The following is a 22,782-nucleotide window of genomic DNA, read 5'->3' as shown; positions in this document are numbered from 1 at the left end:
TATTATTGTTCTTTTTTCACTTTTACACGAGGTAATATTTTTTGTAACGGTACTTTTCGAACTCTCTCCCATGTAGCGGGATTCATTGGGTCATATTGATCTAAGAAAGCGATAACTTCTTTTGTAATTGGAGTTGGAGTAGAAGCGCCTGCTGTAACAGCTACGTTTTCTACACCTTGTAGCCACTCTAATTGGATTTCGCTTACATCAGCAACTCGATATGCTTTTGTACCTGCGATTTCTTGTGATACTTGTGCTAAGCGATTTGAATTGTTACTTTTCGGATCACCAACAACAATTGTTAAGTCTGCAACATCAGCTTGTTTAGCGACAGCTTCTTGGCGAACTTGGGTTGCTAAACAAATTTCTTTATGGAATTCTGCTGTTGGGAATTTTTTTTGAATGTCCTCCATCAAATGTTGAACATCCCATTGACTCATTGTTGTTTGATTCGTTACTAAAATTTTATCTGTTGGGATTTCTAATGTTTTTAAATCATCGGCTCTTTCGATAAGGTGAACGATGTCAGGTGCAATACCGACTGCGCCTTCTGGCTCTGGATGATTTTTTTTACCGATATAAATGACATGATACCCTTCCGCTTTCTTAGCTTCGATAAGGTCATGCGTCTTGGTAACATCTGGACAAGTGGCATCGATTGTTGTTAAACCTTTTTCTTTTGCACGTTGTTTAACTTCTGGAGAAACACCGTGTGCAGTGAAAATAACAGTACCAGAATCAATTTTATCTAAAATTTCTAAGCGACTTGGACCGTCTAATGTGATGATTCCATCTTCTTCAAAAGCGTCTGTAACATGTTTATTGTGAACAATCATACCTAAAATATAAATGGGTCTCGGCAATGATTTATCTAATGCGGCGTTACGTGCAATTACCATTGCATCGACAACACCGTAGCAATAACCACGAGGGGAAATTTTAACAATTTTCATATGAGTAATCCTCTCCTTCTAAACAAGGGATACTTTTGTGCATAGTCTTTTACATTATAAAGGAGGAGTGGATAGAAAACAAAGGATTGTTACACATATAGTTTTGGTTTTGTTGCTGTTTGTTGAACTGGTTCTTTCGGTAACTCTTTTTCTATTACAGGTTCAATCACTATTTTCTTTCGTTTTCGTTTCTTTTTTTGAGGTGTAGGAGGCGGACTTTTTACCTCAACTGGCTCTGTTACATTTTCCGTTTGATTTTCTTCCGTACTTTTTCCAGAGGTGAGGATTTTAACAATGCTTGGTAGACTACGCATAATAGGACCGTACTGTTCGACGACAGGACCTACAGATTGAACGACTTGGGATACTTTTTCGATGTTATTTATCATATTAGTTGGATTCGAAATTAAATTCGAAAAAAAACTGCCGATGCCACTGCTTGCTGCAGCTGTAGTTGCTGCCCCGCCGCGCGTTTCATTTGATTCATACATTTGAGGCGGTATCATTTGCTCAGGATGTTGCTGCATGTATGGTTGATATTGTGGATGTTGCTGAGGATATTGTTGCTGGTATTGCTGCTGATATTGCTGTTGATATTGCTGCGGCGGTGGTTGCTGATGCATCATCGGTGGGCCTTCCATTTGTCGGTAAGGCGGAACCATTTGCATAAAAGGCTCGGTTGGATCGTGTTTTTTAAAAAGCTTAGCAAGAAAACCTTTCTTTTTTTGCGCCATTGGTGGTAGTTGTGGAATGGGATATGGTGTATAAGGTTGTTGTCCTTGATTCGGATACATTTGCCTTGTAGGGGATTTCGGAAACATGTGAGAAATCCTCCTTTCTTCAGTTAGGTATATACACATACAATATGCAATAAAAGGGAAGAAGGTTAGTTTTTGAAGTGAAAACCTAAACTAAAGATGGATTTTACTTGTAGATTTCGATATAATGTAGACTTGACTGATTTGTGCGCGCAGTAGAAATTTTAGAAAGAAGGTGTAACTTATGACACAAAAAACTTTTACACAGTATGATTTTAAACCATTTTTAATAGATGCAGTTCGTGAACTACGCTTTACAGAGCCGACAGGAATTCAGCAGAAAATTTTCCCGGTCGTGAAAAAAGGTGTAAGTGTAATTGGGCAATCCCAAACAGGTTCTGGGAAAACACATGCATACTTACTTCCTACATTAAACAGAATTAATGCAAGCCGTGAAGAAGTACAACTTGTTATTACAGCACCTACTCGTGAGTTAGCACAACAAATTTACGAAGAGATTGTGAAATTAACAAAATTCTGTGCGGAAGATCAAATGATTACAGCGCGTTGTTTAATTGGTGGAACTGATAAACAACGTTCAATTGAAAAATTGAAAAAACAACCTCATATCGTAGTTGGGACACCTGGGCGTATTAAAGACTTAGTTGAAGAACAAGCATTATTTGTTCATAAAGCAAATACGATTATTGTCGATGAAGCAGACTTAATGCTTGATATGGGATTTATTCATGATGTAGATAAAATTGCAGCACGTATGCCTAAAAACTTGCAAATGCTAGTTTTCTCTGCAACAATTCCTCAAAAACTAAAACCGTTTCTGAAGAAATATATGGAGAATCCAGAGCATATTCATATCAATCCAAAACAAGTTGCAGCTGGAAACATTGAACACTATTTAGTGCCTTCTAAACATCGTAATAAAATTGATTTAGTGAATAAAATGCTACTTCAATTTAAACCGTATTTAGCAGTTGTTTTCACGAATACGAAAAAGATGGCGGATCAAGTTGCTGATGGATTAATGGAACGCGGCTTAAAAGTTGGACGAATTCACGGGGATTTATCACCACGTGATCGTAAAAAAATGATGAAACAAATTCGTGACCTTGAATTCCAATATATTGTTGCGACTGATTTAGCAGCACGTGGTATTGATATTGAAGGGATTAGCCATGTTATTAACTATGAGCTACCATCAGATTTAGATTTCTTCGTTCACCGCGTTGGAAGAACAGCACGTGCGGGGCATTCTGGTATTGCAGTGACGATTTATGATCCAGCAAACGAAGAAGCGTTAGATAGCTTAGAAAAACAACGTCATATCGAGTTTAAACATGTAGATTTACGTGGAGATGAGTGGGCGGATTTAGGTGAGCGTCGTCGTCGTAAGAGCCGTAAAAAACCAAATGACGAACTTGATGTTATGGCAACAAAAGTTATTAAAAAACCGAAAAAAGTAAAACCAAACTATAAACGTAAACTTGCAACAGAACGTGACAAAGTGAAGAGAAAATATAGCAATAAAAAAAGATAAGGGGTTTCCCTTATCTTTTTTTAATCCCGCTAATTTAAATGAAAAGTATAGTCTGTTTAAATAGTCAAATAAATTTGTGTAGTGCGTCTTTTGTGAACAAACAATTCACTACATATTTCTACAAATTATGCTATCATTATATCTATTGTATATTGAAGAGGTGATTGTATGTTAAAGATTGGATCTCATGTTTCCATGAGTGGTAAGAAAATGTTATTAGCAGCAAGTGAAGAGGCTGTTTCATATGGTGCAACGACGTTTATGATTTATACAGGTGCACCGCAAAATACACGAAGAAAACCAATTGAAGAATTGAACATAGAAGCAGGAAGAAAACATATGGAGCTGAATGGAATTGAGGAGATTATCGTCCATGCACCGTATATTATTAATGTTGGGAATACGACAAAGCCAGAAACATTCCAATTAGGTGTAGACTTCCTTCGTATGGAAATTGAAAGAACATCGGCATTAGGTGTGGCGAAACAAATTGTTCTTCACCCAGGAGCGCACGTTGGTGCTGGAGCAGATGCTGGTATTCAACAAATTATTAAAGGGCTTAATGAAGTATTAACGCCAGAACAGACGGTTAACATTGCATTAGAGACGATGGCAGGAAAAGGAACAGAATGCGGTCGTAGCTTTGAAGAAATTGCAAAGATTATTGATGGTGTAAAATATAATGAAAAGCTATCTGTATGCTTTGATACGTGCCATACGCACGATGCAGGATATGATATTGTAAATGACTTTGACGGCGTGTTAAACGAATTTGATAAGATCGTTGGTATAGATCGTTTACAAGTACTTCATATTAACGATAGTAAAAATGTACGCGGAGCAGGAAAAGACCGTCATGAAAATATTGGATTTGGTCACATTGGGTATAAAGCATTGCATCACATTGTACATCATCCACAGTTAATGCATGTACCAAAAATTCTTGAAACACCGTATGTAGGGGAAGATAAAAAAGATAAGAAACCACCATACAAATTGGAAATCGAAATGCTGAAAAACGGTAATTTTGATGAAGGGATTCTTGAAAAAATTAAAGCACAATAAGGAGGGGAAATCCCCTCCTTATTTTAGTAGTTGCTGAAATAATGTATTTACTTGTTGGGCAGTGGCAGGGGAAGTTACTCTTGCGATCTGTTTTAAGAGCTCTAGTCGCTCGTTGTTATCGTAAATATTAATATTTTTACCTTTCATAAGTAAAACGATTTGGTCAGCTTGTGCAGTCGTAATAGAAACTTCATATTCTTTGCTATATTTTAATAACTCTTTTGTAGAAATATGATTTAATTTTTTATTAACAATTTGTTTTATGAGGTTCATCTTGTTATCCTCCTTCACGCGTTCTTCTATCGAAATATATGAGCATATAGCTTGTACATATTCGTATGGAGTTTCTTTTTTCATGAGGAAAAGAAGCGTATGTTATAATATAAGGACAAAACTACAGAAAAAGAGTAAAGGGAGGACCTATGGAGCAAAAGCAACATCGAAAAGAAAGTGTTATTCATCTCATTTATCGTTTAGTTATGATTATTTTTGGAGCAGCATGCGCGGCGGTAGCGATTGAACTATTTTTAATGCCAAATAAAATTATTGATGGTGGAATTATTGGTATTTCTCTTATATTAGATTATCTTACTCCTAACATTTGGTGGTTAAGTTTTTCTACTTTAGTCGTTGTTCTCAATATCCCATTTATGTATTCGGGTTATAAGCAAATTGGAAAAACATTTATGTTATCTTCGACATTTGGTATTGTAGCGTTAGCTTTCATTGAGTCAACGTTACATGCGGTGCCACCATTTACAACAGAACCTATTTTAGCGACAGTGTTTGGTGGGCTTATTTTAGGTCTTGGTGTAGGACTTGTAATTCGTCATGGTGGGTCGTTAGATGGAACTGAAATTATGGGGATTTTATTAACGAAGAAATTACCGTTCTCTGTTGGTGAATTCGTAATGTTTGTGAACTTATTTATTTTTGCATGGGCAGCATTTGTGTTTGGTGTGGAACAAGCGATGTATTCTGTTATGACCTACTATATTGCATTTAAAACGATCGATACAGTAATTCAAGGGCTAGATGAAACGAAGGCGGTTTTAATTGTATCTGATCAATACGAGGAAGTATCAAACGCGATTTTGCATCGTCTTGGCCGTGGAACTACAAAGCTGGTAGCAAAAGGTGGTTACACGGATAAAGAAAAAGAAGTTATTTATGCAGTTGTAACGCGTCTAGAAGTGACGAAGTTAAAATCAATTGTGCATGAAATTGATGAAAATGCGTTTGTGACGATTATGAACACGCAAGAGACAAATGGTGGTAAGTTTAAATCGGCTATTCACTAAAAATTTATAGGAATATTTTTCGAAAGCAGAGAATTTTTCTCTGCTTTTTGTTATAATAGTAAGGTTTCTTGAAAAAATAGATATATTTTAGGCAGATTGGTTTACAACTATAATAAGCTGTACTATAATTCAAATAGATATAAATCGGAATCATTCTGAATTAAAATAGGTGAGATGCTATGAATAATATATTAGAGATTGAAGGTTTAACATTCCGATACGAAGATCGGAATGTGTTAGAAAATATTAATTTGCAAGTTCCGAAGGGAGCTTTTTTAGGTTTAGTGGGACCGAATGGTTCAGGTAAATCAACTTTACTTAAGTGTTTATTAGGCGTTTTAAAGCCAAAAGAAGGAAGCATTCGCGTGTTTGGCGTTGATAGTAAGAAGTTTAAGGAATGGAACAAAGTTGGTTATGTATCCCAAAAGGCAAATAGTTTCAATTCTGGTTTTCCAGCAACTGTTTCTGAAGTTGTGTCAATGGGACTTGTTTCGAAAAAAGGGCTTTTTCGCTTTTTCACAAAAGAAGATAAGAAAAAGGTAGAAAAAGCAATTGCTGATGTAGGGATGAGTGAGTTTCAAGGTCGTAACATTGGAGAGCTTTCTGGTGGACAGCAACAGCGTGTATTTATTGCTCGTGCGCTCGTTAGTGATCCTGAATTGCTTATTTTAGACGAGCCTACTGTTGGAATTGATGTAAAAAATGTGGAAAGTTTTTACGAAATATTAGAGGATTTAAACAAAAGGTTGGGAATCACATTAATTCTTGTTACTCATGATATGGGAGCTGTTACCGAAAAAGTAACACATGTTGCATGCCTAAACCAACATCTACATTTCCATGGAAATGTAGAGAAGTTCCGAGAGTTAGAAGATGCAGAAATGTCCGTCTTATATGGACATCATGTTCATCGTTTAGAACACGAACATGAGCATCACGGGAGGATATAATGATACAAGATTTTTTACAATATGACTTTTTACGTAATTCTTTATACGCAGGTATTTTAATTGGACTTGTTGCACCGCTAATTGGTGTGTTTGTTGTTATTCGTCGTTTATCTCTTATTGCGGATGCATTAAGTCACGTGACGTTATCAGGTATTGCAGCAAGTTTATTACTTGAAAAAACCATTTTTACAGGTGGATTTTTAAACCCCTTATATATGGGGATGATTTTTTCAATTGGTGGAGCGCTACTAATCGAAAAGTTAAGAACTGTATATAAGCACTATCAAGAATTAGCAATTCCGATTATCCTTTCGGCAGGGATGGGAGTTGGAGTTATTTTCATTTCACTTGCAAATGGATTTAACACAGACTTATTTAGTTATTTATTTGGTAGTGTTAGTGCTGTAACAAGTACGGATTTAATTATTATTGGGATTGTAGCAATTGTTGTTGTTGCGACAATTATTTTATTATATAAAGAGCTGTTTCTACTATCATTTGATGAGGAATACGCAGTATCAACTGGTTTAAGAGCGAAATGGATTCACTTTATTTTCATTATATTAGTTGCTCTTGTCATTGCAGTATCAATGCGTGTAGTAGGGGTTCTTCTCGTATCATCATTAATGACGTTGCCAGTTGCAGCGAGTATTCGTATTGCTAAAGGATTTAAACAAACAATTTTCTTTTCCATTTTATTTGGTGAAATTGCAGTTATTGGTGGAATGTTTGCTTCGTATCAACTTGATTTAGCGCCAGGTGGTACAATTGTTATGATAGCAGTTCTTATTTTAATCGGTGCGATTTTATGGAAGAAGAAAAAAACTGCATAAAGTAGGGATAGGTATGAATCTAACGGAAGCTTTACGCCTAATGAAAGAAAAAGGATACAAACATACTGGAAAAAGAGAAGAGATGCTCAGATTATTTGCAGCACATAATCGTTATTTAACTGCGAAAGACGTTTTAGAGCATATGAAAGACGACTATCCAGGGCTTAGTTTTGATACGATTTATCGTAACTTAACAGTTTTTGCTGAGATTGGTGTTTTAGAACAAACGGAATTAAATGGTGAAAAACATTTTCGTTTTACTTGTTCTATTATGGAACATCATCATCATTTTATTTGTTTGGATTGTGGGGGGACGAAAGAGATTACTTCCTGCCCAATGGATTTTATGAATAAAGATTTTACTGGTTATGAAGTAACGGGTCATAAGTTTGAAATATATGGTCGTTGTCCAAAATGTGCAAAGTAAAAGCTCGTCGGTTATATAACTGACGAGCTTTTTTACGTAGAAAAGAAGGTTGCTCACAAATATTGTGGCAACCTTCTTTTTATTGTTCTTGTGTCTCTTTTTCTTTTTCTCGTTCAGCAGCCATTTCAGCAGCAATTACGTCGATTTCTTTTTTCAGTTCTTCTACCATTGTTTCTTCTGGTACTTTACGAACGACTTGCCCTTTACGGAATAATAATCCCTCTCCACGTGCACCAGCAATACCGATATCAGCTTCACGAGCTTCACCAGGGCCATTTACAGCGCAACCAAGTACTGCAACTTTAATTGGTACTTGAAGTGTAGAGATGTATTCTTCCACTTCGTTAGCGATGCTAATTAAATCGATTTCAATACGACCACAAGTTGGACAAGAGATAAGTGTCGCTGCGTTAGACGCAAGACCGAATGATTTTAATAATTCACGAGCAACTTTTACTTCTTCAACTGGATCAGCACTTAATGAAATACGTAGTGTATTTCCGATGCCTTTACTTAAGATTGCTCCAAGACCAGCGGCACTTTTTACAGTTCCAGCAAACAATGTTCCAGATTCTGTAATACCTAAATGTAATGGGTAATCAAAAGCGCGAGCAGCTTTCTCGTATGCTTCGATTGCTAAGTTAACATCAGAGGCTTTCATAGATACGATAATATCGTGGAAATCTAAGTCCTCTAAAATTTTAATATGATGTAGCGCGCTCTCAACCATACCATCTGCAGTTGGGTACCCGTACTTTTCTAAAATGTGACGCTCTAATGAACCGGCGTTTACACCAATACGGATTGGAATACCGCGCTCTTTTGCTGCATTTACAACAGCTTCTACTTTATGGCGACGACCAATATTACCTGGATTGATACGTACTTTATCAATGCCACCTTCAATTGCTTTTAAAGCAAGGCGATAATCAAAATGAATATCAGCAACAAGTGGAATGTTGATTTGTTTTTTTATATCAGCAATAGCATCTGCTGCGCGTTCATCTGGAACGGCAACGCGGACGACTTGACAGCCGGCTTCTTCTAAACGCTTGATTTCAGCAACTGTTGCTTCAACATCATGTGTTTTTGTTGTTGTCATACTTTGTATAATTAATTCATTATTACCGCCGATTGTTAAATTACCGACTTTAACTGGACGTGTTTTTGTACGATGAGTCATTTCATTCACGAATAGATCGCTCTCCTTATAAAAGAAGTTTCTTATTTAGTCCCTCATATCAATGATAGTATACGTGATATAGGGCTATAGAAACCGAAGTGCTCGGTTTCACTTTTACTATTGTATCAGCGCCTTTATGTAATTGACAAGGATTAAGTGATAGCTTATTGATATAACGGGAATTTATAAGACTTTCCAATTTGGATTTTTGTAGCAGATGTACTTTTGTTTAATAGTTTAAAGTCGTCAATGACTTTTTCTATGGAAGGAATTTTTTTCTTGTTAATTTGTTCTGTAATAGAAAGAACTGTCTCACCAGTTTTTACTTCAATTGTTTTATAAGATGTATCCGTTTCTTTTTCTGTTTTATTCTCTTTATTTTGTTGGCTGTCTGCGTTCTCTTTTTTAATCGTTTGGGCAGAGGTTGTTTTTTTATATGAACTTAACATCGGTAAAGTACCGATTTTTATATCGTAATAAAATACATAACCGAGAACAAGCACGAATAGGAATATACCTAACCTCTTCATATTCTTCACTCCTTTGCTAGGAATATATGCTTGTCCAAAAAAAAAATGCCTATTTAGGCATTTTTTTATTTTTCTTTCGGTTGGGGTACCTCTTTAATCGTTAAGTATAGAACGATTAAAACAACAGCGATATAAATGAATGTTGCCCCAGGTACGACGATTTTGAATAAATCCATAATCATGAAGAAAATGGTTGGGATTGTGTAGCTGTATGCAGTTAGTGTCCAAACTTGTTTATAGGATAGTTTACGTTGACCGCTCATAGCAGAACCGATGAACGCAAGTAAGGTCACGCCTACAAAAGTGATGAATAATTGGAATAGGTACACTAAGAATCCGATAACGAATAATAAAATTGGATAAATATTATCGAATAAAGAAATAAATTCTTGTAGATCTTTTTTCTCAAGAGATGCACCTAACAAATCGTTATAAGAATACGTTTGTGTTTGACCATTTCCCATAGAGACTACTTTATCTTTTAAAACAAATAAACCTGTTTTATTTTGATATTTTTCTAGGTCTGTTGAATTTGGATCAAATACGAAAAGTGCATTTCCTTCTTCTTTTTCAATGGGTTGATCAATATCGGCTTTTAGTTCGCCATTTTCAATCTTAAAGTCAGGTAAATCTTTATCGATGACTTGATTTACCATGCCTACACCATCTTGGATAAAACTACCGTACAAAAAAGTTCTTGGAATAGTAGTAATTAAGCAAAGTAGCATAATATACAAAATGGTTTTACCGATTTTTTGAAAACGGAATAGCGCCATATCTTTAGGCGAGTATATGCTTTTTACGAATTGGGTAAATATGGACATAGATTCACTTCCTTTATGTATGTATAAAATCATTGTAACGTAGGAATCTAGAGAATCTCAAGATATATTATATTTACATATAGTGGAGATAACTAAATTTCTTTTTATTAACTTTCTTCTTTTAAATAAGAAAAATACAATTGACACTTTTCTTTTCTATATGGTAAATTTATCTTACCTTTCTTAAAGGGCATATCCGATAGGAATTCCTTTATTTGATATGTTGTTACATACATAATTATGGACCCTTAGCTCAGCTGGTTAGAGCAGACGGCTCATAACCGTCCGGTCGTAGGTTCGAGTCCTACAGGGTCCATATCCATTTCGCATGTTTATTATGTTAGCAGGAAGCTTCCTTGTAGAAGGAAGCTTTTTTTACGGAATATATGAGCATTTTAATTGAAAAGAAGTGGGAATTTTGCTACTTTAATGATAGCAAGACAATGTGATTTATTTGTTTGCACCCTATGGCAATTAGGGTAGAATGAAGTTGTATGTCACTAAGTGGCAATACATAAACTGGGAGGAATATAACAATGGCAAAACACGAATTACCAAATTTACCTTATGCGTATGATGCTTTAGAGCCTCACTTTGACAAAGAAACAATGAACATCCATCATACAAAACATCACAATACGTATATTACAAACTTAAACGCTGCTTTAGAAGGTCATGCAGAATTAGCTGACAAAAGCGTAGAAGAATTAGTTGCAAACTTAAACGAAGTACCAGAAGCGATCCGTACAGCAGTACGTAACAATGGTGGCGGACACGCTAACCATACATTCTTCTGGACAATCTTATCTCCAAACGGCGGAGGACAACCTGTAGGTGAACTTGCAACTGCAATTGAAGCGAAATTCGGTAGCTTCGATGCATTCAAAGAAGAATTCGCAAAAGCTGGCGCAACTCGCTTCGGTTCTGGTTGGGCTTGGTTAGTAGTAAACAATGGTGAGTTAGAAGTAACAAGCACTCCAAACCAAGATTCTCCTTTAACTGAAGGTAAAACTCCAGTTATCGGTTTAGATGTTTGGGAGCACGCTTACTACTTAAACTACCAAAACCGTCGTCCAGACTACATCGGCGCATTTTGGAACGTTGTAGATTGGAACGCTGCTGAAAAACGTTACCAAGAAGCAAAATAATCGTAATAAATATAGAAAAAAGCTAGGGGAGAGCCCCTAGCTTTTTTCTATGCTTTCCTTTTACATAATTGGGCTTGTCTTTGGAAGACTAGAACATGAAGTAAAGGAGAGTTGTGTATGAAGTGGAAACATATAATTGGTGACGTTGAAGTGAATCGGGATTTAGTGTTATTGCTCCTTATAGGAGGTTTATACACGCTCGCAATTTCTTTATCGAATACGTTTGTAAATATTTATTTATGGAAGCAAACACAAAATTATGTGAATCTTGGCTTGTATAATTTGGCCAGCGTTGTATTACAGCCTCTCACATTTCTTGTAGGGGGGAAATTAGCGAAACGTATCGATCGCTCGATTTTATTACGAATAGGAGTAGGAACGCTCGCAATTTTTTTTATCGTTGTTTTAGTGGCTGGAAAAAGTGCTTCTCAGTATATTTTATTAATGGGGGCTCTTTTAGGAGTAGGATACGGTTTTTACTGGTTGGCTTTTAACTTATTGACATTTGAAATTACAGAACCAGAAACAAGAGATTTCTTTAATGGATTTCTTGGACTTCTTACATCTTTCTCTGGGATGATTGGACCAATAGCAGCAGGATACACAATTTCACGCATGGAGAAATGGAGTGGTTATACTGTTATATTCTTTCTTTCATTAGTTTTATTTGCAATTGCTGTCGTCTTAAGTTTCTTTTTATCTAAAAGAGAATGTGAAGGGCGTTATGAAATTGTGCAAGTATTGAAAGAACGAAGAGTTGATAAAAATTGGGGAAAGATTACACGAGCTCATTTTGTCCAAGGATTGAGAGAAGGAACGTTTATTTTTGTCATTTCAGTATATGTGTATTTAGCAACTAATAGTGAGTTCGCATTAGGGAAATATAGTTTAGTGAACTCTGCTGTATCCTTTGTATGTTATTACTTGGTCGCTCGCATGTTAAAGAAAGAGTGGCGAAAAAAAGCAATTTTACTTGGGGGCATTATTTTATATGCTGTCGTCTTTTTAGTTATTTTCAATGTTACATACACGAAATTACTTATTTATGCGGCATGTATTGCGGTTGCATATCCTATTTTACTTGTTCCATACGGGTCAATGACATATGACGTAATTGGTAGAGCTAAAAATGCGAGAGAATGGCGTGTGGAATATGTCGTTGTCCGGGAGTTATGGTTAAATGCCGGAAGAATCTGTTCCATTTTAAGTTTTTTATGTGCTGTACTATTCTTTCCACCTGAAAAAAGTTTACCTTACTTATTATGTATTTTAGGTGCTGGACATTTTCTTATTTATTTTGCAGTTAAAAATGTCAAATATGATGGGGAAAATGCAGATAAAACAAGTGTTGTAACGCAAGGAACTACGCAGAATCAAACTGAACCAGAAGGTTAACTTCTCGTTTGTTTTATGCTAGAATAGAAAAAGATGTAAAACAGCAGTGAGGACACCTGTATGAAGGTGTCCCTTTCACATTACATAGCTGTTGGTAGAGGGGGTTTGTATGAGCAAGAAGCAGAAGCAAAATAAGAAAAAGACCCACGTTCCTTTTCGGTTAAACGTGCTGTTTTTCTGCGTGTTTTTAATGTTCTCCGCGGTTATTGTAAGGCTCGGATATGTACAAATTGTTCGCGGTGAAGAATATAAGAATGAAGTGGAGAAGAAAGAAAACTCAACGATAAGTAATCCTGTACCGCGTGGGAAAATATTTGACCGTTATGGGCGACCTGTAGTAGATAATGCAGCCATTCGTACTATTACATTTACAAAAATGAAAGGATCAACGGCAGAGGATCGCTTAGAAACAGCGAAAAAGCTAGCAGATTTGATTGAAGTACCGACAGATAAATTAACAGATCGCGATAAAAAAGATTATTGGCTTGCTATGCATAAAGAGGAAGCTAAAGAAAAAATTACGAATAAAGATCGTCAAGAGTTTAAAGATAAAAAAATTGATGATAAAGAATTAGACGAGCGTCAGCGAAGTCGTGTAACAGAAGAAGAGATTAATCAATTATCCGCAAAAGATCTAGAAATATTAGCGATTAAAAGTAAGATGGACGGCGGATATGCAATGACACCTCAAGTTATTAAAAAGGATGCTACAGAAAAGGAATATTCGATTATTAGTGAAAACCTAGCAGCATTACCAGGTGTAGATACGAATGTTGATTGGGATCGAAAATATACGTACGATGATTTATTCCGAAGTGTACTTGGTGGGGTGTCGACATCTGATGAAGGCTTACCGAGAGAAAGACTAGATTACTATCTTGTCCGTGATTATAATCGGAATGATCGAGTAGGCAAAAGTTATCTTGAACAACAGTATGAAGATAGCCTGCACGGTACGAAAGCAGAAGTTAGAAATGTTACAGATAAAAACGGTAATATTTTAGAAACGATTAATGTATCAAAAGGGCAAAGTGGTAATGACTTGAACTTAACAATTGATATGGAATTACAAAAGCGTGTAGAAGATATTCTTGCGAATAATTTAATGAGATTTAAAGGAAGCGAACCTCTTTTAGATCGCGCATTCGTTGTAATGATGAATCCGAAAAATGGTGAAGTTTTATCCATGGCTGGGAAACAATTAGTTAATGAAGATGGTCAAACGAAAGTAAATGACTTTGCATTAGGTACCATGACAAGTTCTTATCCGATGGGGTCAACTGTAAAAGGTGCAACAGTACTTACTGGATATCAAACTGGTGCGATTCAACCAGGGGCAGTACAATTGGATGAACCAATTAAATTAAAAGGTACACCTACGAAGTCGTCTTGGAAAACGATGGGATATATTAATGACCTTACAGCTTTAAAAATGTCTTCTAACGTTTATATGTTTAAAACAGCGATGAATATCGCTGGTGTTCCATATGTGAGAGGTGGTACGTTAGATATACCTCAAAAAGCATTTGATACGATGCGTTATTATTTCGGACAGTTTGGACTGGGTGTAAAAACAGGAATTGATTTACCCAATGAATCTGCTGGTCAGATGGGTAGAAGTAGTCAACCAGGTTTCTTACTAGATTTATCAATTGGACAGTATGATACGTATACACCGCTTCAATTAGCGCAATATATTTCGACGATTGCCAATGGCGGATATCGTATGCAACCACAAGTTGTAAAAGAAATTCGTCAACCAGCAGTGAAACCAGATGAAGTTGGGAAAGTTGTTCAATCTATGGAACCGAAAGTATTAAATCGTGTTGATATGCCAGAGTCGCAAATTAAACGTGTTCAAGAAGGATTTAGACAAGTGTATAATGATTCAGGTGGTACAGCTACAAAATACTTTACAGGTGCAAAATATAAAGCGGCAGGGAAGACAGGTACCGCGCAAACTGTGTATGGCGGAGATAAAGAGATTGGTAGAAAGGCAAACGGTGAACGTGTGGAAACATATAACCTAACATTAGTAGGTTATGCGCCACTTGAAGATCCAGAAGTAGCATTCTCTGTTGTCGTTCCGTGGGTACATGATGATAAGACTGGTATTAATGGATATATTGGTCGTGAAATTATGGACGCTTACTTTGATTTGAAAAACAAAGAAGTAAATGGTGAAACTCCAAAAGATGACAAAGACAATAAAAATAAAGATCAAGATGATGAATAAAAAAATTGTAAAAAAGCACACTATCTGAAAAGATAGTGTGCTTTTTTTTATGGTTTATGCATATCGTGTAATAAATGTGGACAAGTATACAACACTGAAAAACACGCGGCCGTATAAATGATACTTGTATATGATGAGATAGGGGATAACTGTTTTATAGGGAAATCATCAGAGAAAATGAATAGCTACTACTGATTAAAATTGTATCGTATGTTGATCTTTGTGGAACTTTACAAAACTTTTACAAACAATTAAAACCGAATTAATAGTTTAGCAGTATTCTTATATCTGTAATCCTGTTATTTCCGGTTACTTCTAGGAGGAAGAACACGTGAAATGGATGCGTACACCGATTAAAATTTTCGTACTATCAATATGGTTCCTCTGTTTTGAAATGTCTACTGCATTTGCTTTAAATAATACGGGAGAAGTGAGAGTTGATGGATCCTCAACGGTTTTTCCTATTATAGAAGCAGTAGCGGAGGAATATACAAAGGTGCATCCAGACGTGAAAATTTCCATCAGTATTTCTGGAACTGGGGGAGGATTTAATCGTTTCGGTAAAGGAGAAGTAGATATAAATAATGCTTCGAGAGTAATGAAACAAGTCGAGAAAAATGAAATGAAGAAAAATTCTATTCAATTCACACCTTTTGAGGTGGCTAACGATGGTCTTACAATTGTTGTGAATTGGCACAATACATGGGTAGACGATATGTCAGTAGACGAGTTACGTCTACTGTGGAGTGAAGATGGAAGTGAGAAGCGATGGTCACAAATTCATTCAACATGGCCACGTGAACAAGTGAACTTTTATGCACCAGGCGTAGACTCTGGTACGTATGATTATTTTCAAAATGTCATCTTACAAAATCATCGCATTGTAAAAAAAGTCTCTTTGTCTGAAGACGATCAAGTTATTATGCAAGGGGTAATGAATGATAAACATGCCATTGCTTTTGTAGGATATGCTTATTATATGGCTAATCGAGATAAGGTGAAAGCAATAAAAGTAAATGGTGTATTTCCGACGAAAGAGACCATTCAATCAGGTAAATATAAGCCGTTATCTAGGCCGCTACTTACTTATGTGAATAATGCATCTATCCGAAATAAAATGAATGTAGCAAACTATGTTGAGTTTATGATTCAGCATGTTGGTAACCTCGCTGAAGAGGTCGGTTATGTAAAATTGCGAAAAGAAAAATACAATGAACAGCTGCGTATGTTAACAGAAATAAAAAGGTAATGTCAGGGTGGAAAGGGGTTTTCATCTTTGGCTCATAATGACAAAAATCAAATTACATTTTCTGTACAACATTTGATTGAAAGAAATAAAAAGCAAAGAAAAAAAACGCAGCGAATCAATCGAATAGTACCTTTATTACTAAAAATAATTGCTAGCGTTTCTATTGTGACGACACTTGGAATTGTTTTTACGCTCTCTAATGAAACAATCATGTTTTTTCAAAAAATATCACTATACTCCTTTTTGACGGAGAAAGAATGGTTACCATTTTTTGAAGATCCTAAATTTGGTATAGTACCACTTATATGTGGAACGTTCCTTGTAACAGCGCTTGCTATGTTTGTGGCAATTCCTATCGGTTTAGCGTGTGCTGTATTTTTAAGCGAATATGCTTCAAATAGTGCACGGAAAATATTAAAGCCGATGTTAGAGCTATTAGCAGGTATCCCGACAATTGTATACGGTTTTTTTGCATTAACAATTGTTACACCGCTTTTACAAAGGATTATACCAGATTTACAGTTTTTTAATGCGATTAGTCCAGGAATCGTTATCGGATTTATGATGATGCCTACAGTTGCATCTCTATCTGAAGACGCGATGAGATCTGTGGCGAAAGGGACGAAAGAAGCTTCATTAGCACTCGGAGCGACGCGGTTTGAAATGGTAAAACAAGTGGTGTTTCCGTCCGCTTTTACAGGGATTATGGCAGCAATTATATTAGCGGCTTCTCGTGCAATTGGTGAAACGATGATCGTTGTAATTGCAGCAGGATCCACACCAAATGTATCGCTTGATCCGACACATTCTATTCAAACGTTAACAGCCTATATTGTGCAAGTAAGTTTAGGTGATGCTCCGCATGGAACGGTTACGTATTACAGCATGTATGCTGTAGGTGCAACTTTATTTATGTTTACTTTTATTATGAACATCATTTCGCAGTCTATTATGCGCCGTTTTAGGAGGATGACATAATATGCGAATGTTGAATCATAATAAAATACAAAAAAACATGGCATCACGCTTTTTAAAAGATCGAATTTACAAATTGTTATTTTATATAGCAATTTTATTTTCAATCGTAATTTTGTCTGTGTTACTGTTTCAAATTGTTGAAAAAGGCATAAGTTATCTTTCAATAGATTTCTTTACAAATTTCGCTTCACGTAATCCGAAAGAAGCTGGTATTGCTGCAGCTTTGTCAGGGACAATATTATTTATGAGTATTGTTATACCTGTTTCTTTTATATTTGGAGTTGGAACAGCTCTTTATTTAGAGCAATATGCGAAGGAATCTCTATTTAAAAAAATAGTAGAGATTAATAATCAAACGTTAGCAGGAGTACCATCCGTTGTATTTGGATTGCTTGGTTTAACTATTTTTGTATATGCTCTTCATTTAGGAGAGAGTATAGTTGCAGCAGCACTGACGATGAGTTTACTCGTCTTACCAACAGTTGTTGTGGCGAGTCAAGAAGCAATCCGATCAGTACCAAGTGTATTATTAGAGGGTTCTTACGGATTAGGTGCTACGAAGTGGCAAACGATGTATCAAATTGTATTGCCATATGCTTTCCCGGGGATTATAACGGGCTGTACGTTAGCGATATCAAGAGCAATTGGAGAAGCAGCACCACTATTAGTGATCGGGGCACTTGCGTTTGCGAATTATGTTCCATTTAGTATGTTTGATAGATTTACAGTTTTACCAATTCAAATTTTTAATTGGATGAGTAGGCCACAAGAAGAATTTCAGTATGTAGCAGCAGCTGGGATGATTGTTTTGTTAGGTTTGTTGCTATTTATCAATATATTTGTTTTATGGTTACGAAATCGAAAATAAGTTGGAAGTGGATGAAAGGGGAATTCAAATGGTAGCAACAGTAGTAAATGTACAGGTGAAAAACGAAGAGAAAATCGAGACTGCGCCAAAGAAAGTAGTATTTGATACGAAAAACTTAAATTTATGGTACGGGGAAGACCATGCTTTAAAAGATATTAATTTAAGTATTCATGAGAATGAAGTTACAGCCATTATCGGTCCAAGTGGCTGTGGTAAATCAACGTACTTAAAAACGTTAAATCGCATGGTAGAGTTAGTACCGATCGTTCGAACTACAGGTGTAATTGAATATAGAGAACGCAATATATTTGATAAATCATATCCAGTTGAAGAATTAAGAACACATGTAGGAATGGTGTTCCAAAAGCCAAATCCATTTCCAAAATCTATTTATGAGAATGTAGCATACGGTCCAAAAATCCATGGTATTCGTGACAAAAAGACATTAGATGAAATTGTTGAAAAAAGTTTACGTGGAGCAGCGATTTGGGATGAATTAAAAGATCGTTTGCACGATAATGCATACGGTTTATCTGGTGGACAGCAACAGCGTCTATGCATCGCACGCTGCTTAGCTATTGAGCCAGACGTTATTTTAATGGATGAGCCAACATCGGCATTAGATCCAATTTCAACATTAAAAGTAGAAGAATTAATTCAAGAGTTAAAGAAAGACTTTAGTATTGTTATCGTAACGCATAATATGCAACAAGCAGCGCGTATTTCAGACAAAACTGCTTTCTTCTTAAGCGGGGAAGTTGTGGAGTATACAGATACAAACAAATTATTTACGACTCCTTCAGATAAGCGTACAGAAGATTATATTACAGGTCGCTTTGGCTGATATCGTCGCAAAGCTAAGAGAAAATGCCCTCTTAACAGAGGGCATTTCTTATTTTTATCTCACTTTAATAGGGAAGTAATACTTCCTTTATTTTAAGTTTTATTACAAGTGTAAGAGGCTATGTAGGAGATTTATCCCGCTATTTGCGGGCAGTAAGACCGGATTTCAAAATTCCACAAAAGCAAAGAAGTTAGATGGCGGGCCGCCTGTAAAAGCCCGATTGATGAGGGTTGATTAAAGTTTCACTTTATATATAATGGCACATAATATTGAGGGGGAAGAAAAAATGGTAAGAGAACAGTTTCAAGGTGATTTAAAAGTGTTACAGCAAAAGGTAATCGAGCTTGGAGAATTAGCAAATGCGGCTTTATTGATTGCTATGGAAGGTCTGCATACAAGGGATGTAGAGAAAGCGTTAGAGGTCATTGATGGTGATTACCGCATGGATAATTTAGAAGAGGAAATAAACGATCTTGCACTTATGCTTATTACGAAGCAGCAACCTGTAGCAAGTGACTTAAGAAGGATCTTTATTTCAATTAAAACAGCGACAGATTTAGAGCGTATTGCAGATCATGCTGTTAATATTGCAAAGGCTACAATTCGTCTTGGGGAAAAAGAAGTGGCTGTTAGTTTGCACAACCTGGATGAAATGTTTGCGATTGCAAATGAGATGTTGCATTTAGCGTTAGAAGCATATGAACAAGAAAATTTAACTTTTGCGAAACAAATCGCTGAAATGGATGATTCTGTTGATGAAATATATGGAAAATCAATTCGTGAGTTTATATCTTCAGTTCCGGAACAACCAGAAGCAATTACGCAAATTACACAATTATCATTTGTGGCGAGATATATTGAGCGTGTAGCAGATCATATTACAAATATTGCTGAAAATGTCTTTTATTTAGTAAAAGGAAAGCATTATTTATTGAATGAGTAGGAATTAAAGCGGGTGACGAGAAATCACCTGCTTTTTTTAGTCAAAACATGACAAAAAAAGCTCGTTGTTTCCTTTAGTTTATGATGATAAGATGTATCATAATGTAATGGGAAAATTAGTATATATGTTGTTCGTTAATAAGTATTATTTATCAATTAATAGTAAGCGCTTTCTTTGAGTTTGAACCGTACGTTTTTATAGGTGGGACATTTAATTATAGGGTCTTTTAAATGAGGATTCGTTTAACTAATCAAGTTTATGCTGCTAGTTCATGTGGGATAGAGAATATACATATGGTATATGGAGCTACTGAACATTATATAAGTGGAGGCTGAAGTATATGAAGGGGGTTATTTTAGCTGGAGGAAAAGGAAGACGCCTTAGACCATTAACATGTAATACTCCAAAGCCGATGTTACCGTTATTAGAAAAACCAGTTTTAGAATACAATATTGAGTTATTACGCCAGCATGGTATTCGTGAAATTGCAATTACTGTTCAATATATGAGTACGACCATTAAGCAATATTTTGGTGATGGTAGTAAATGGGGAGTTAACTTGTATTATTTTGAAGACTCTCCTCCGCTTGGTACAGCAGGGAGTATTAAACAAGCAGAACAATTTTTAGATGAAACATTTGTTGTGATAAGTGGGGATGCATTAACTGACTTTCAATTATCAGAAGGAATTAGGTTTCATGAACAAAAGAAAAGAATAGTAACAATGTTTGTGAAAGAAGTAGAAAATCCACTCTCATTTGGATTGGTTGTAATGAATAAAGACCAGGAGGTTACACGATATATAGAAAAGCCGGGCTGGAATGAGGTAGTCTCTAATGTTGTGAATACAGGCATATATATTATGGAGCCAGAAATCTTTTCTTACATACCGCCTAGGCAATTTTTTGATTTTAGTCATGATGTGTTTCCGTTATTGGCAAATAAAAATGTGTTATTCGCATATTTGTCAGAAGGTTATTGGTTAGATATCGGCACATTTAATCAATATCGACAAGCACAATTTGATTTGTTAACGAAAAAGTTACAAGTACCTATTCCTTATACGGAAGTATTACCGATGGTATGGATGGGAGAAGGGGTGACGATTGGCAAAGGGACGAAAATTCATGGCCCCTCTTTTATTGGAGAAGGAGCAAAGATTGGTACAGGAGCTGTAATTGAGCCATATTCTATTATTGGGAAAAATAGTATCGTTTCAAATTATTCTCATCTTCAAAAAAGTATTGTTTTTGCAAATGCCCACATTGGGAAGTATTGTGAACTATTAGAAACGACAATAGGAGAGCGTACAATAGTTGAAGATGACGTTACACTGTTTCAAAAAAGCGTTGTAGCGGATCACTGTCATATTGGGAGAAGCACGGTAATTAAGCAAAAAGGAAAACTATGGCCTTATAAGGCCATTGATAGTCATTCGATAGTAGGAGCAGCTGGTATTCAAGAGAGTGAAATGAGTGCAGGTTGGTTACAAAAAAGCCGCATTGTAGGAAGAGGGAATGTTGAAATTACTCCCCAGTTTATCGTGAAGATTGCGATGGCGTATGGATCTCTTTTTACAAAAGGAGAGAGTATATTAATTGGAAGTCAAGAAAATATAGAAACAACCTCTTATAAAAATTTATTTTTACATGCTATTCATGGTATAGGGATTCATACGATGGAATGTAAAGAAATGAACGAGTCACTTTTTCAATATAGTGTTCATCATTTGCAATGTGCAGGTGGTGTTTTCATTCAAGTGGAGAATGAGAATGAGATTGTTATAAAGTTATACAGTCAAGCTGGCATGCCGTTAACGTATAAGCAGCAAAAAGAGATAGAACAAGTATATATGTCCGAATTGTTTTATTACGTACATGAGAAAGAAATGGGGCGTAATGAGCTGGTTCATGTTTCTATGAATGAGTATATAGAAGTTATATTGGAGCATATTGATATCGAGAAAATACAGATGCAGAAGTTTCATCTTCTTATTAATAAGAGAAATGATACGTTGCAACATTTACTTATGCTCTTTCTGCAAAGACTTGGTTGTACAGTTACATGGATTTATGCAAGCGAACAAAAAGATCATGTGAAAGCTTTGATGAAATCAAGTAAAGCGAATATGGCTCTTATGTTTTCTGAGCAAGGAAATCATTTCGAGTTATACGATAAACATAGTAATATTTACCAGGGTACAGATTTGGAAGAGGTAGATATTCCGGATTTCTTACTCGAATCGACAGGAAATATTTACCCGATGTCTTTGAAGTTAGGAGAATGTTATCTTCTATTTTATACGCAGGATGAAAGAAAGTCGTTTCAAGTAAGGTGGAAGCGAGATATTTTATATCGAATTGGAAAATTATTCGAGCTAATAGCATTGCAAGGAAAAACGTTTCTCAGCATAGTAGAGCAATCACCGCCGCTCTATTTACTTTATGATGAAGTGGTATGTTCATGGAATGAAAAAGGGGAAATTATGAGGAAATTATTGGATGATATAGAAAGGAAGGGAGAAGGTATATTTGAAGGAGTACAGTTCAAATATACTGAAAAAGAGTGGTCTTATATCGTTTCTGACACAAAACAACCAAAATTTTTAGTGTATTCACATGCTAGAAACCCAGTAATAGCAAGGGAAAACATGAAAAATCTTATAGAAAAAATTAGACAATATCAAAAGGTGTAGAATTTTTATTTTAAAAGTGGTATTATAGTATAGTCTGATTTAAGTTA

21 protein-coding genes and 1 tRNA gene are annotated in these 22,782 nt (G+C 35.8%); 16 read left to right on the top strand and 6 right to left on the bottom strand.

Annotated features, from left to right (window positions below):
* Positions 1–2: 2 nt before the first annotated feature.
* Positions 3–953: a 4-hydroxy-3-methylbut-2-enyl diphosphate reductase gene (locus BCG9842_RS21360; protein ID WP_000706658.1), complete on the bottom strand. Its 951-nt coding sequence runs from the start codon at positions 951–953 to the stop codon at positions 3–5.
* An 89-nt stretch (positions 954–1,042) separates the two neighbouring features.
* The gene (gene vrrA / locus BCG9842_RS21355) at positions 1,043–1,774 is read right to left on the bottom strand and encodes a VrrA/YqfQ family protein (protein ID WP_000484178.1); all 732 of its coding nucleotides are present in this window, start codon (positions 1,772–1,774) and stop codon (positions 1,043–1,045) included.
* A gap of 181 nt (positions 1,775–1,955) precedes the next feature.
* Here vrrA and BCG9842_RS21350 point away from each other — a divergent pair, with 181 nt between their 5' ends.
* Both BCG9842_RS21350 and BCG9842_RS21345 read left to right on the top strand, forming a co-directional pair.
* The gene (locus tag BCG9842_RS21350; protein WP_000192443.1) at positions 1,956–3,266 is read left to right on the top strand and encodes a DEAD/DEAH box helicase; all 1,311 of its coding nucleotides are present in this window, start codon (positions 1,956–1,958) and stop codon (positions 3,264–3,266) included.
* A gap of 168 nt (positions 3,267–3,434) precedes the next feature.
* Entirely contained in the window at positions 3,435–4,331 is an 897-nt protein-coding gene (locus tag BCG9842_RS21345) for a deoxyribonuclease IV (RefSeq protein ID WP_000912458.1), read from the top strand.
* A gap of 18 nt (positions 4,332–4,349) precedes the next feature.
* Here the strand turns inward: BCG9842_RS21345 and BCG9842_RS21340 are convergent, their stop codons facing one another.
* Positions 4,350–4,604: a DUF2624 domain-containing protein gene (locus tag BCG9842_RS21340; RefSeq protein ID WP_001048959.1), complete on the bottom strand. Its 255-nt coding sequence runs from the start codon at positions 4,602–4,604 to the stop codon at positions 4,350–4,352.
* Between the two features lie 149 nt (positions 4,605–4,753).
* Between BCG9842_RS21340 and BCG9842_RS21335 the strand changes: the two genes are divergently transcribed.
* The 4 genes from BCG9842_RS21335 (at position 4,754) to BCG9842_RS21320 (ending at position 7,842) form a co-directional block, all read left to right on the top strand.
* Entirely contained in the window at positions 4,754–5,632 is an 879-nt protein-coding gene (locus BCG9842_RS21335; protein ID WP_000435962.1) for a YitT family protein, read from the top strand.
* Between the two features lie 179 nt (positions 5,633–5,811).
* Positions 5,812–6,582: a metal ABC transporter ATP-binding protein gene (locus tag BCG9842_RS21330; RefSeq protein WP_001059662.1), complete on the top strand. Its 771-nt coding sequence runs from the start codon at positions 5,812–5,814 to the stop codon at positions 6,580–6,582.
* Complete coding sequence (locus BCG9842_RS21325) at positions 6,582–7,415, top strand: metal ABC transporter permease (protein ID WP_000613815.1); 834 nt, start codon at positions 6,582–6,584, stop codon at positions 7,413–7,415. Before BCG9842_RS21330 ends, BCG9842_RS21325 begins: the two co-directional genes overlap by 1 nt.
* Positions 7,416–7,428: 13 nt before the next feature.
* On the top strand, positions 7,429–7,842 hold the full coding sequence (locus BCG9842_RS21320; protein WP_001054516.1) for a Fur family transcriptional regulator: 414 nt from the start codon (positions 7,429–7,431) through the stop codon (positions 7,840–7,842).
* A gap of 79 nt (positions 7,843–7,921) precedes the next feature.
* On the opposite strand, the gene ispG is transcribed toward BCG9842_RS21320, so the two are convergent.
* The 3 genes from ispG to yqgB all read right to left on the bottom strand — a co-directional run bounded on the left by ispG (position 7,922) and on the right by yqgB (position 10,379).
* The gene (gene ispG / locus BCG9842_RS21315) at positions 7,922–9,025 is read right to left on the bottom strand and encodes a flavodoxin-dependent (E)-4-hydroxy-3-methylbut-2-enyl-diphosphate synthase (protein ID WP_153578351.1); all 1,104 of its coding nucleotides are present in this window, start codon (positions 9,023–9,025) and stop codon (positions 7,922–7,924) included.
* A gap of 164 nt (positions 9,026–9,189) precedes the next feature.
* On the bottom strand, positions 9,190–9,555 hold the full coding sequence (gene yqfZ, locus BCG9842_RS21310) for a protein YqfZ (RefSeq protein WP_000825421.1): 366 nt from the start codon (positions 9,553–9,555) through the stop codon (positions 9,190–9,192).
* A 65-nt stretch (positions 9,556–9,620) separates the two neighbouring features.
* A complete protein-coding gene (gene yqgB / locus BCG9842_RS21305) occupies positions 9,621–10,379 on the bottom strand; it encodes a protein YqgB (protein WP_000021895.1) in 759 nt (252 codons plus the stop codon).
* A 242-nt stretch (positions 10,380–10,621) separates the two neighbouring features.
* Between yqgB and BCG9842_RS21300 the strand changes: the two genes are divergently transcribed.
* The 10 genes from BCG9842_RS21300 to BCG9842_RS21255 all read left to right on the top strand — a co-directional run bounded on the left by BCG9842_RS21300 (position 10,622) and on the right by BCG9842_RS21255 (position 22,735).
* Positions 10,622–10,695 (top strand) — tRNA-Ile (locus BCG9842_RS21300).
* Positions 10,696–10,915: 220 nt separating this feature from the next.
* Positions 10,916–11,527: a superoxide dismutase [Mn] gene (gene sodA / locus BCG9842_RS21295; protein ID WP_001052031.1), complete on the top strand. Its 612-nt coding sequence runs from the start codon at positions 10,916–10,918 to the stop codon at positions 11,525–11,527.
* 117 nt (positions 11,528–11,644) lie between these two features.
* A complete protein-coding gene (locus BCG9842_RS21290) occupies positions 11,645–12,922 on the top strand; it encodes an MFS transporter (RefSeq protein ID WP_000871390.1) in 1,278 nt (425 codons plus the stop codon).
* A 109-nt stretch (positions 12,923–13,031) separates the two neighbouring features.
* Entirely contained in the window at positions 13,032–15,158 is a 2,127-nt protein-coding gene (locus BCG9842_RS21285; protein WP_000038981.1) for a peptidoglycan D,D-transpeptidase FtsI family protein, read from the top strand.
* 331 nt (positions 15,159–15,489) lie between these two features.
* The gene (locus BCG9842_RS21280; protein WP_000871825.1) at positions 15,490–16,407 is read left to right on the top strand and encodes a PstS family phosphate ABC transporter substrate-binding protein; all 918 of its coding nucleotides are present in this window, start codon (positions 15,490–15,492) and stop codon (positions 16,405–16,407) included.
* Between the two features lie 27 nt (positions 16,408–16,434).
* On the top strand, positions 16,435–17,385 hold the full coding sequence (pstC, locus tag BCG9842_RS21275; RefSeq protein WP_000940890.1) for a phosphate ABC transporter permease subunit PstC: 951 nt from the start codon (positions 16,435–16,437) through the stop codon (positions 17,383–17,385).
* A gap of 1 nt (position 17,386) precedes the next feature.
* On the top strand, positions 17,387–18,253 hold the full coding sequence (gene pstA, locus BCG9842_RS21270) for a phosphate ABC transporter permease PstA (protein ID WP_001242568.1): 867 nt from the start codon (positions 17,387–17,389) through the stop codon (positions 18,251–18,253).
* Between the two features lie 28 nt (positions 18,254–18,281).
* Positions 18,282–19,097 carry a phosphate ABC transporter ATP-binding protein gene (gene pstB / locus BCG9842_RS21265; protein WP_000226681.1) on the top strand — a complete coding sequence of 272 codons (816 nt, stop codon included), beginning with the start codon at positions 18,282–18,284 and terminating at the stop codon, positions 19,095–19,097.
* 286 nt (positions 19,098–19,383) lie between these two features.
* Positions 19,384–20,040: a phosphate signaling complex protein PhoU gene (gene phoU, locus BCG9842_RS21260; protein ID WP_000251245.1), complete on the top strand. Its 657-nt coding sequence runs from the start codon at positions 19,384–19,386 to the stop codon at positions 20,038–20,040.
* 340 nt (positions 20,041–20,380) lie between these two features.
* Positions 20,381–22,735: a sugar phosphate nucleotidyltransferase gene (locus tag BCG9842_RS21255; RefSeq protein WP_000679330.1), complete on the top strand. Its 2,355-nt coding sequence runs from the start codon at positions 20,381–20,383 to the stop codon at positions 22,733–22,735.
* Positions 22,736–22,782: the final 47 nt, after the last annotated feature.

Source organism: Bacillus cereus G9842 (assembly GCF_000021305.1).
Classification (GTDB): Bacteria; Bacillota; Bacilli; order Bacillales; family Bacillaceae_G; genus Bacillus_A; species Bacillus_A thuringiensis_S.
The sequence above is the reverse complement of the archived record's forward strand: the minus strand, read 5'-3'. Positions and strand labels throughout refer to the sequence as shown.

Bases quoted from the DNA above. Each gene is read 5' to 3' on its own strand.
- BCG9842_RS21360 (WP_000706658.1), bottom strand. From the start codon at position 953: ATGAAAATTGTTAAAATTTCCCCTCGTGGTTATTGCTACGGTGTTGTC.
- vrrA (WP_000484178.1), bottom strand. From the start codon at position 1,774: ATGTTTCCGAAATCCCCTACAAGGCAAATGTATCCGAATCAAGGACAA.
- BCG9842_RS21350 (WP_000192443.1), top strand. From the start codon at position 1,956: ATGACACAAAAAACTTTTACACAGTATGATTTTAAACCATTTTTAATA.
- BCG9842_RS21345 (WP_000912458.1), top strand. From the start codon at position 3,435: ATGTTAAAGATTGGATCTCATGTTTCCATGAGTGGTAAGAAAATGTTA.
- BCG9842_RS21340 (WP_001048959.1), bottom strand. From the start codon at position 4,604: ATGAACCTCATAAAACAAATTGTTAATAAAAAATTAAATCATATTTCT.
- BCG9842_RS21335 (WP_000435962.1), top strand. From the start codon at position 4,754: ATGGAGCAAAAGCAACATCGAAAAGAAAGTGTTATTCATCTCATTTAT.
- BCG9842_RS21330 (WP_001059662.1), top strand. From the start codon at position 5,812: ATGAATAATATATTAGAGATTGAAGGTTTAACATTCCGATACGAAGAT.
- BCG9842_RS21325 (WP_000613815.1), top strand. From the start codon at position 6,582: ATGATACAAGATTTTTTACAATATGACTTTTTACGTAATTCTTTATAC.
- BCG9842_RS21320 (WP_001054516.1), top strand. From the start codon at position 7,429: ATGAATCTAACGGAAGCTTTACGCCTAATGAAAGAAAAAGGATACAAA.
- ispG (WP_153578351.1), bottom strand. From the start codon at position 9,025: ATGACTCATCGTACAAAAACACGTCCAGTTAAAGTCGGTAATTTAACA.
- yqfZ (WP_000825421.1), bottom strand. From the start codon at position 9,555: ATGAAGAGGTTAGGTATATTCCTATTCGTGCTTGTTCTCGGTTATGTA.
- yqgB (WP_000021895.1), bottom strand. From the start codon at position 10,379: ATGTCCATATTTACCCAATTCGTAAAAAGCATATACTCGCCTAAAGAT.
- sodA (WP_001052031.1), top strand. From the start codon at position 10,916: ATGGCAAAACACGAATTACCAAATTTACCTTATGCGTATGATGCTTTA.
- BCG9842_RS21290 (WP_000871390.1), top strand. From the start codon at position 11,645: ATGAAGTGGAAACATATAATTGGTGACGTTGAAGTGAATCGGGATTTA.
- BCG9842_RS21285 (WP_000038981.1), top strand. From the start codon at position 13,032: ATGAGCAAGAAGCAGAAGCAAAATAAGAAAAAGACCCACGTTCCTTTT.
- pstA (WP_001242568.1), top strand. From the start codon at position 17,387: ATGCGAATGTTGAATCATAATAAAATACAAAAAAACATGGCATCACGC.
- pstB (WP_000226681.1), top strand. From the start codon at position 18,282: ATGGTAGCAACAGTAGTAAATGTACAGGTGAAAAACGAAGAGAAAATC.
- phoU (WP_000251245.1), top strand. From the start codon at position 19,384: ATGGTAAGAGAACAGTTTCAAGGTGATTTAAAAGTGTTACAGCAAAAG.
- BCG9842_RS21255 (WP_000679330.1), top strand. From the start codon at position 20,381: ATGAAGGGGGTTATTTTAGCTGGAGGAAAAGGAAGACGCCTTAGACCA.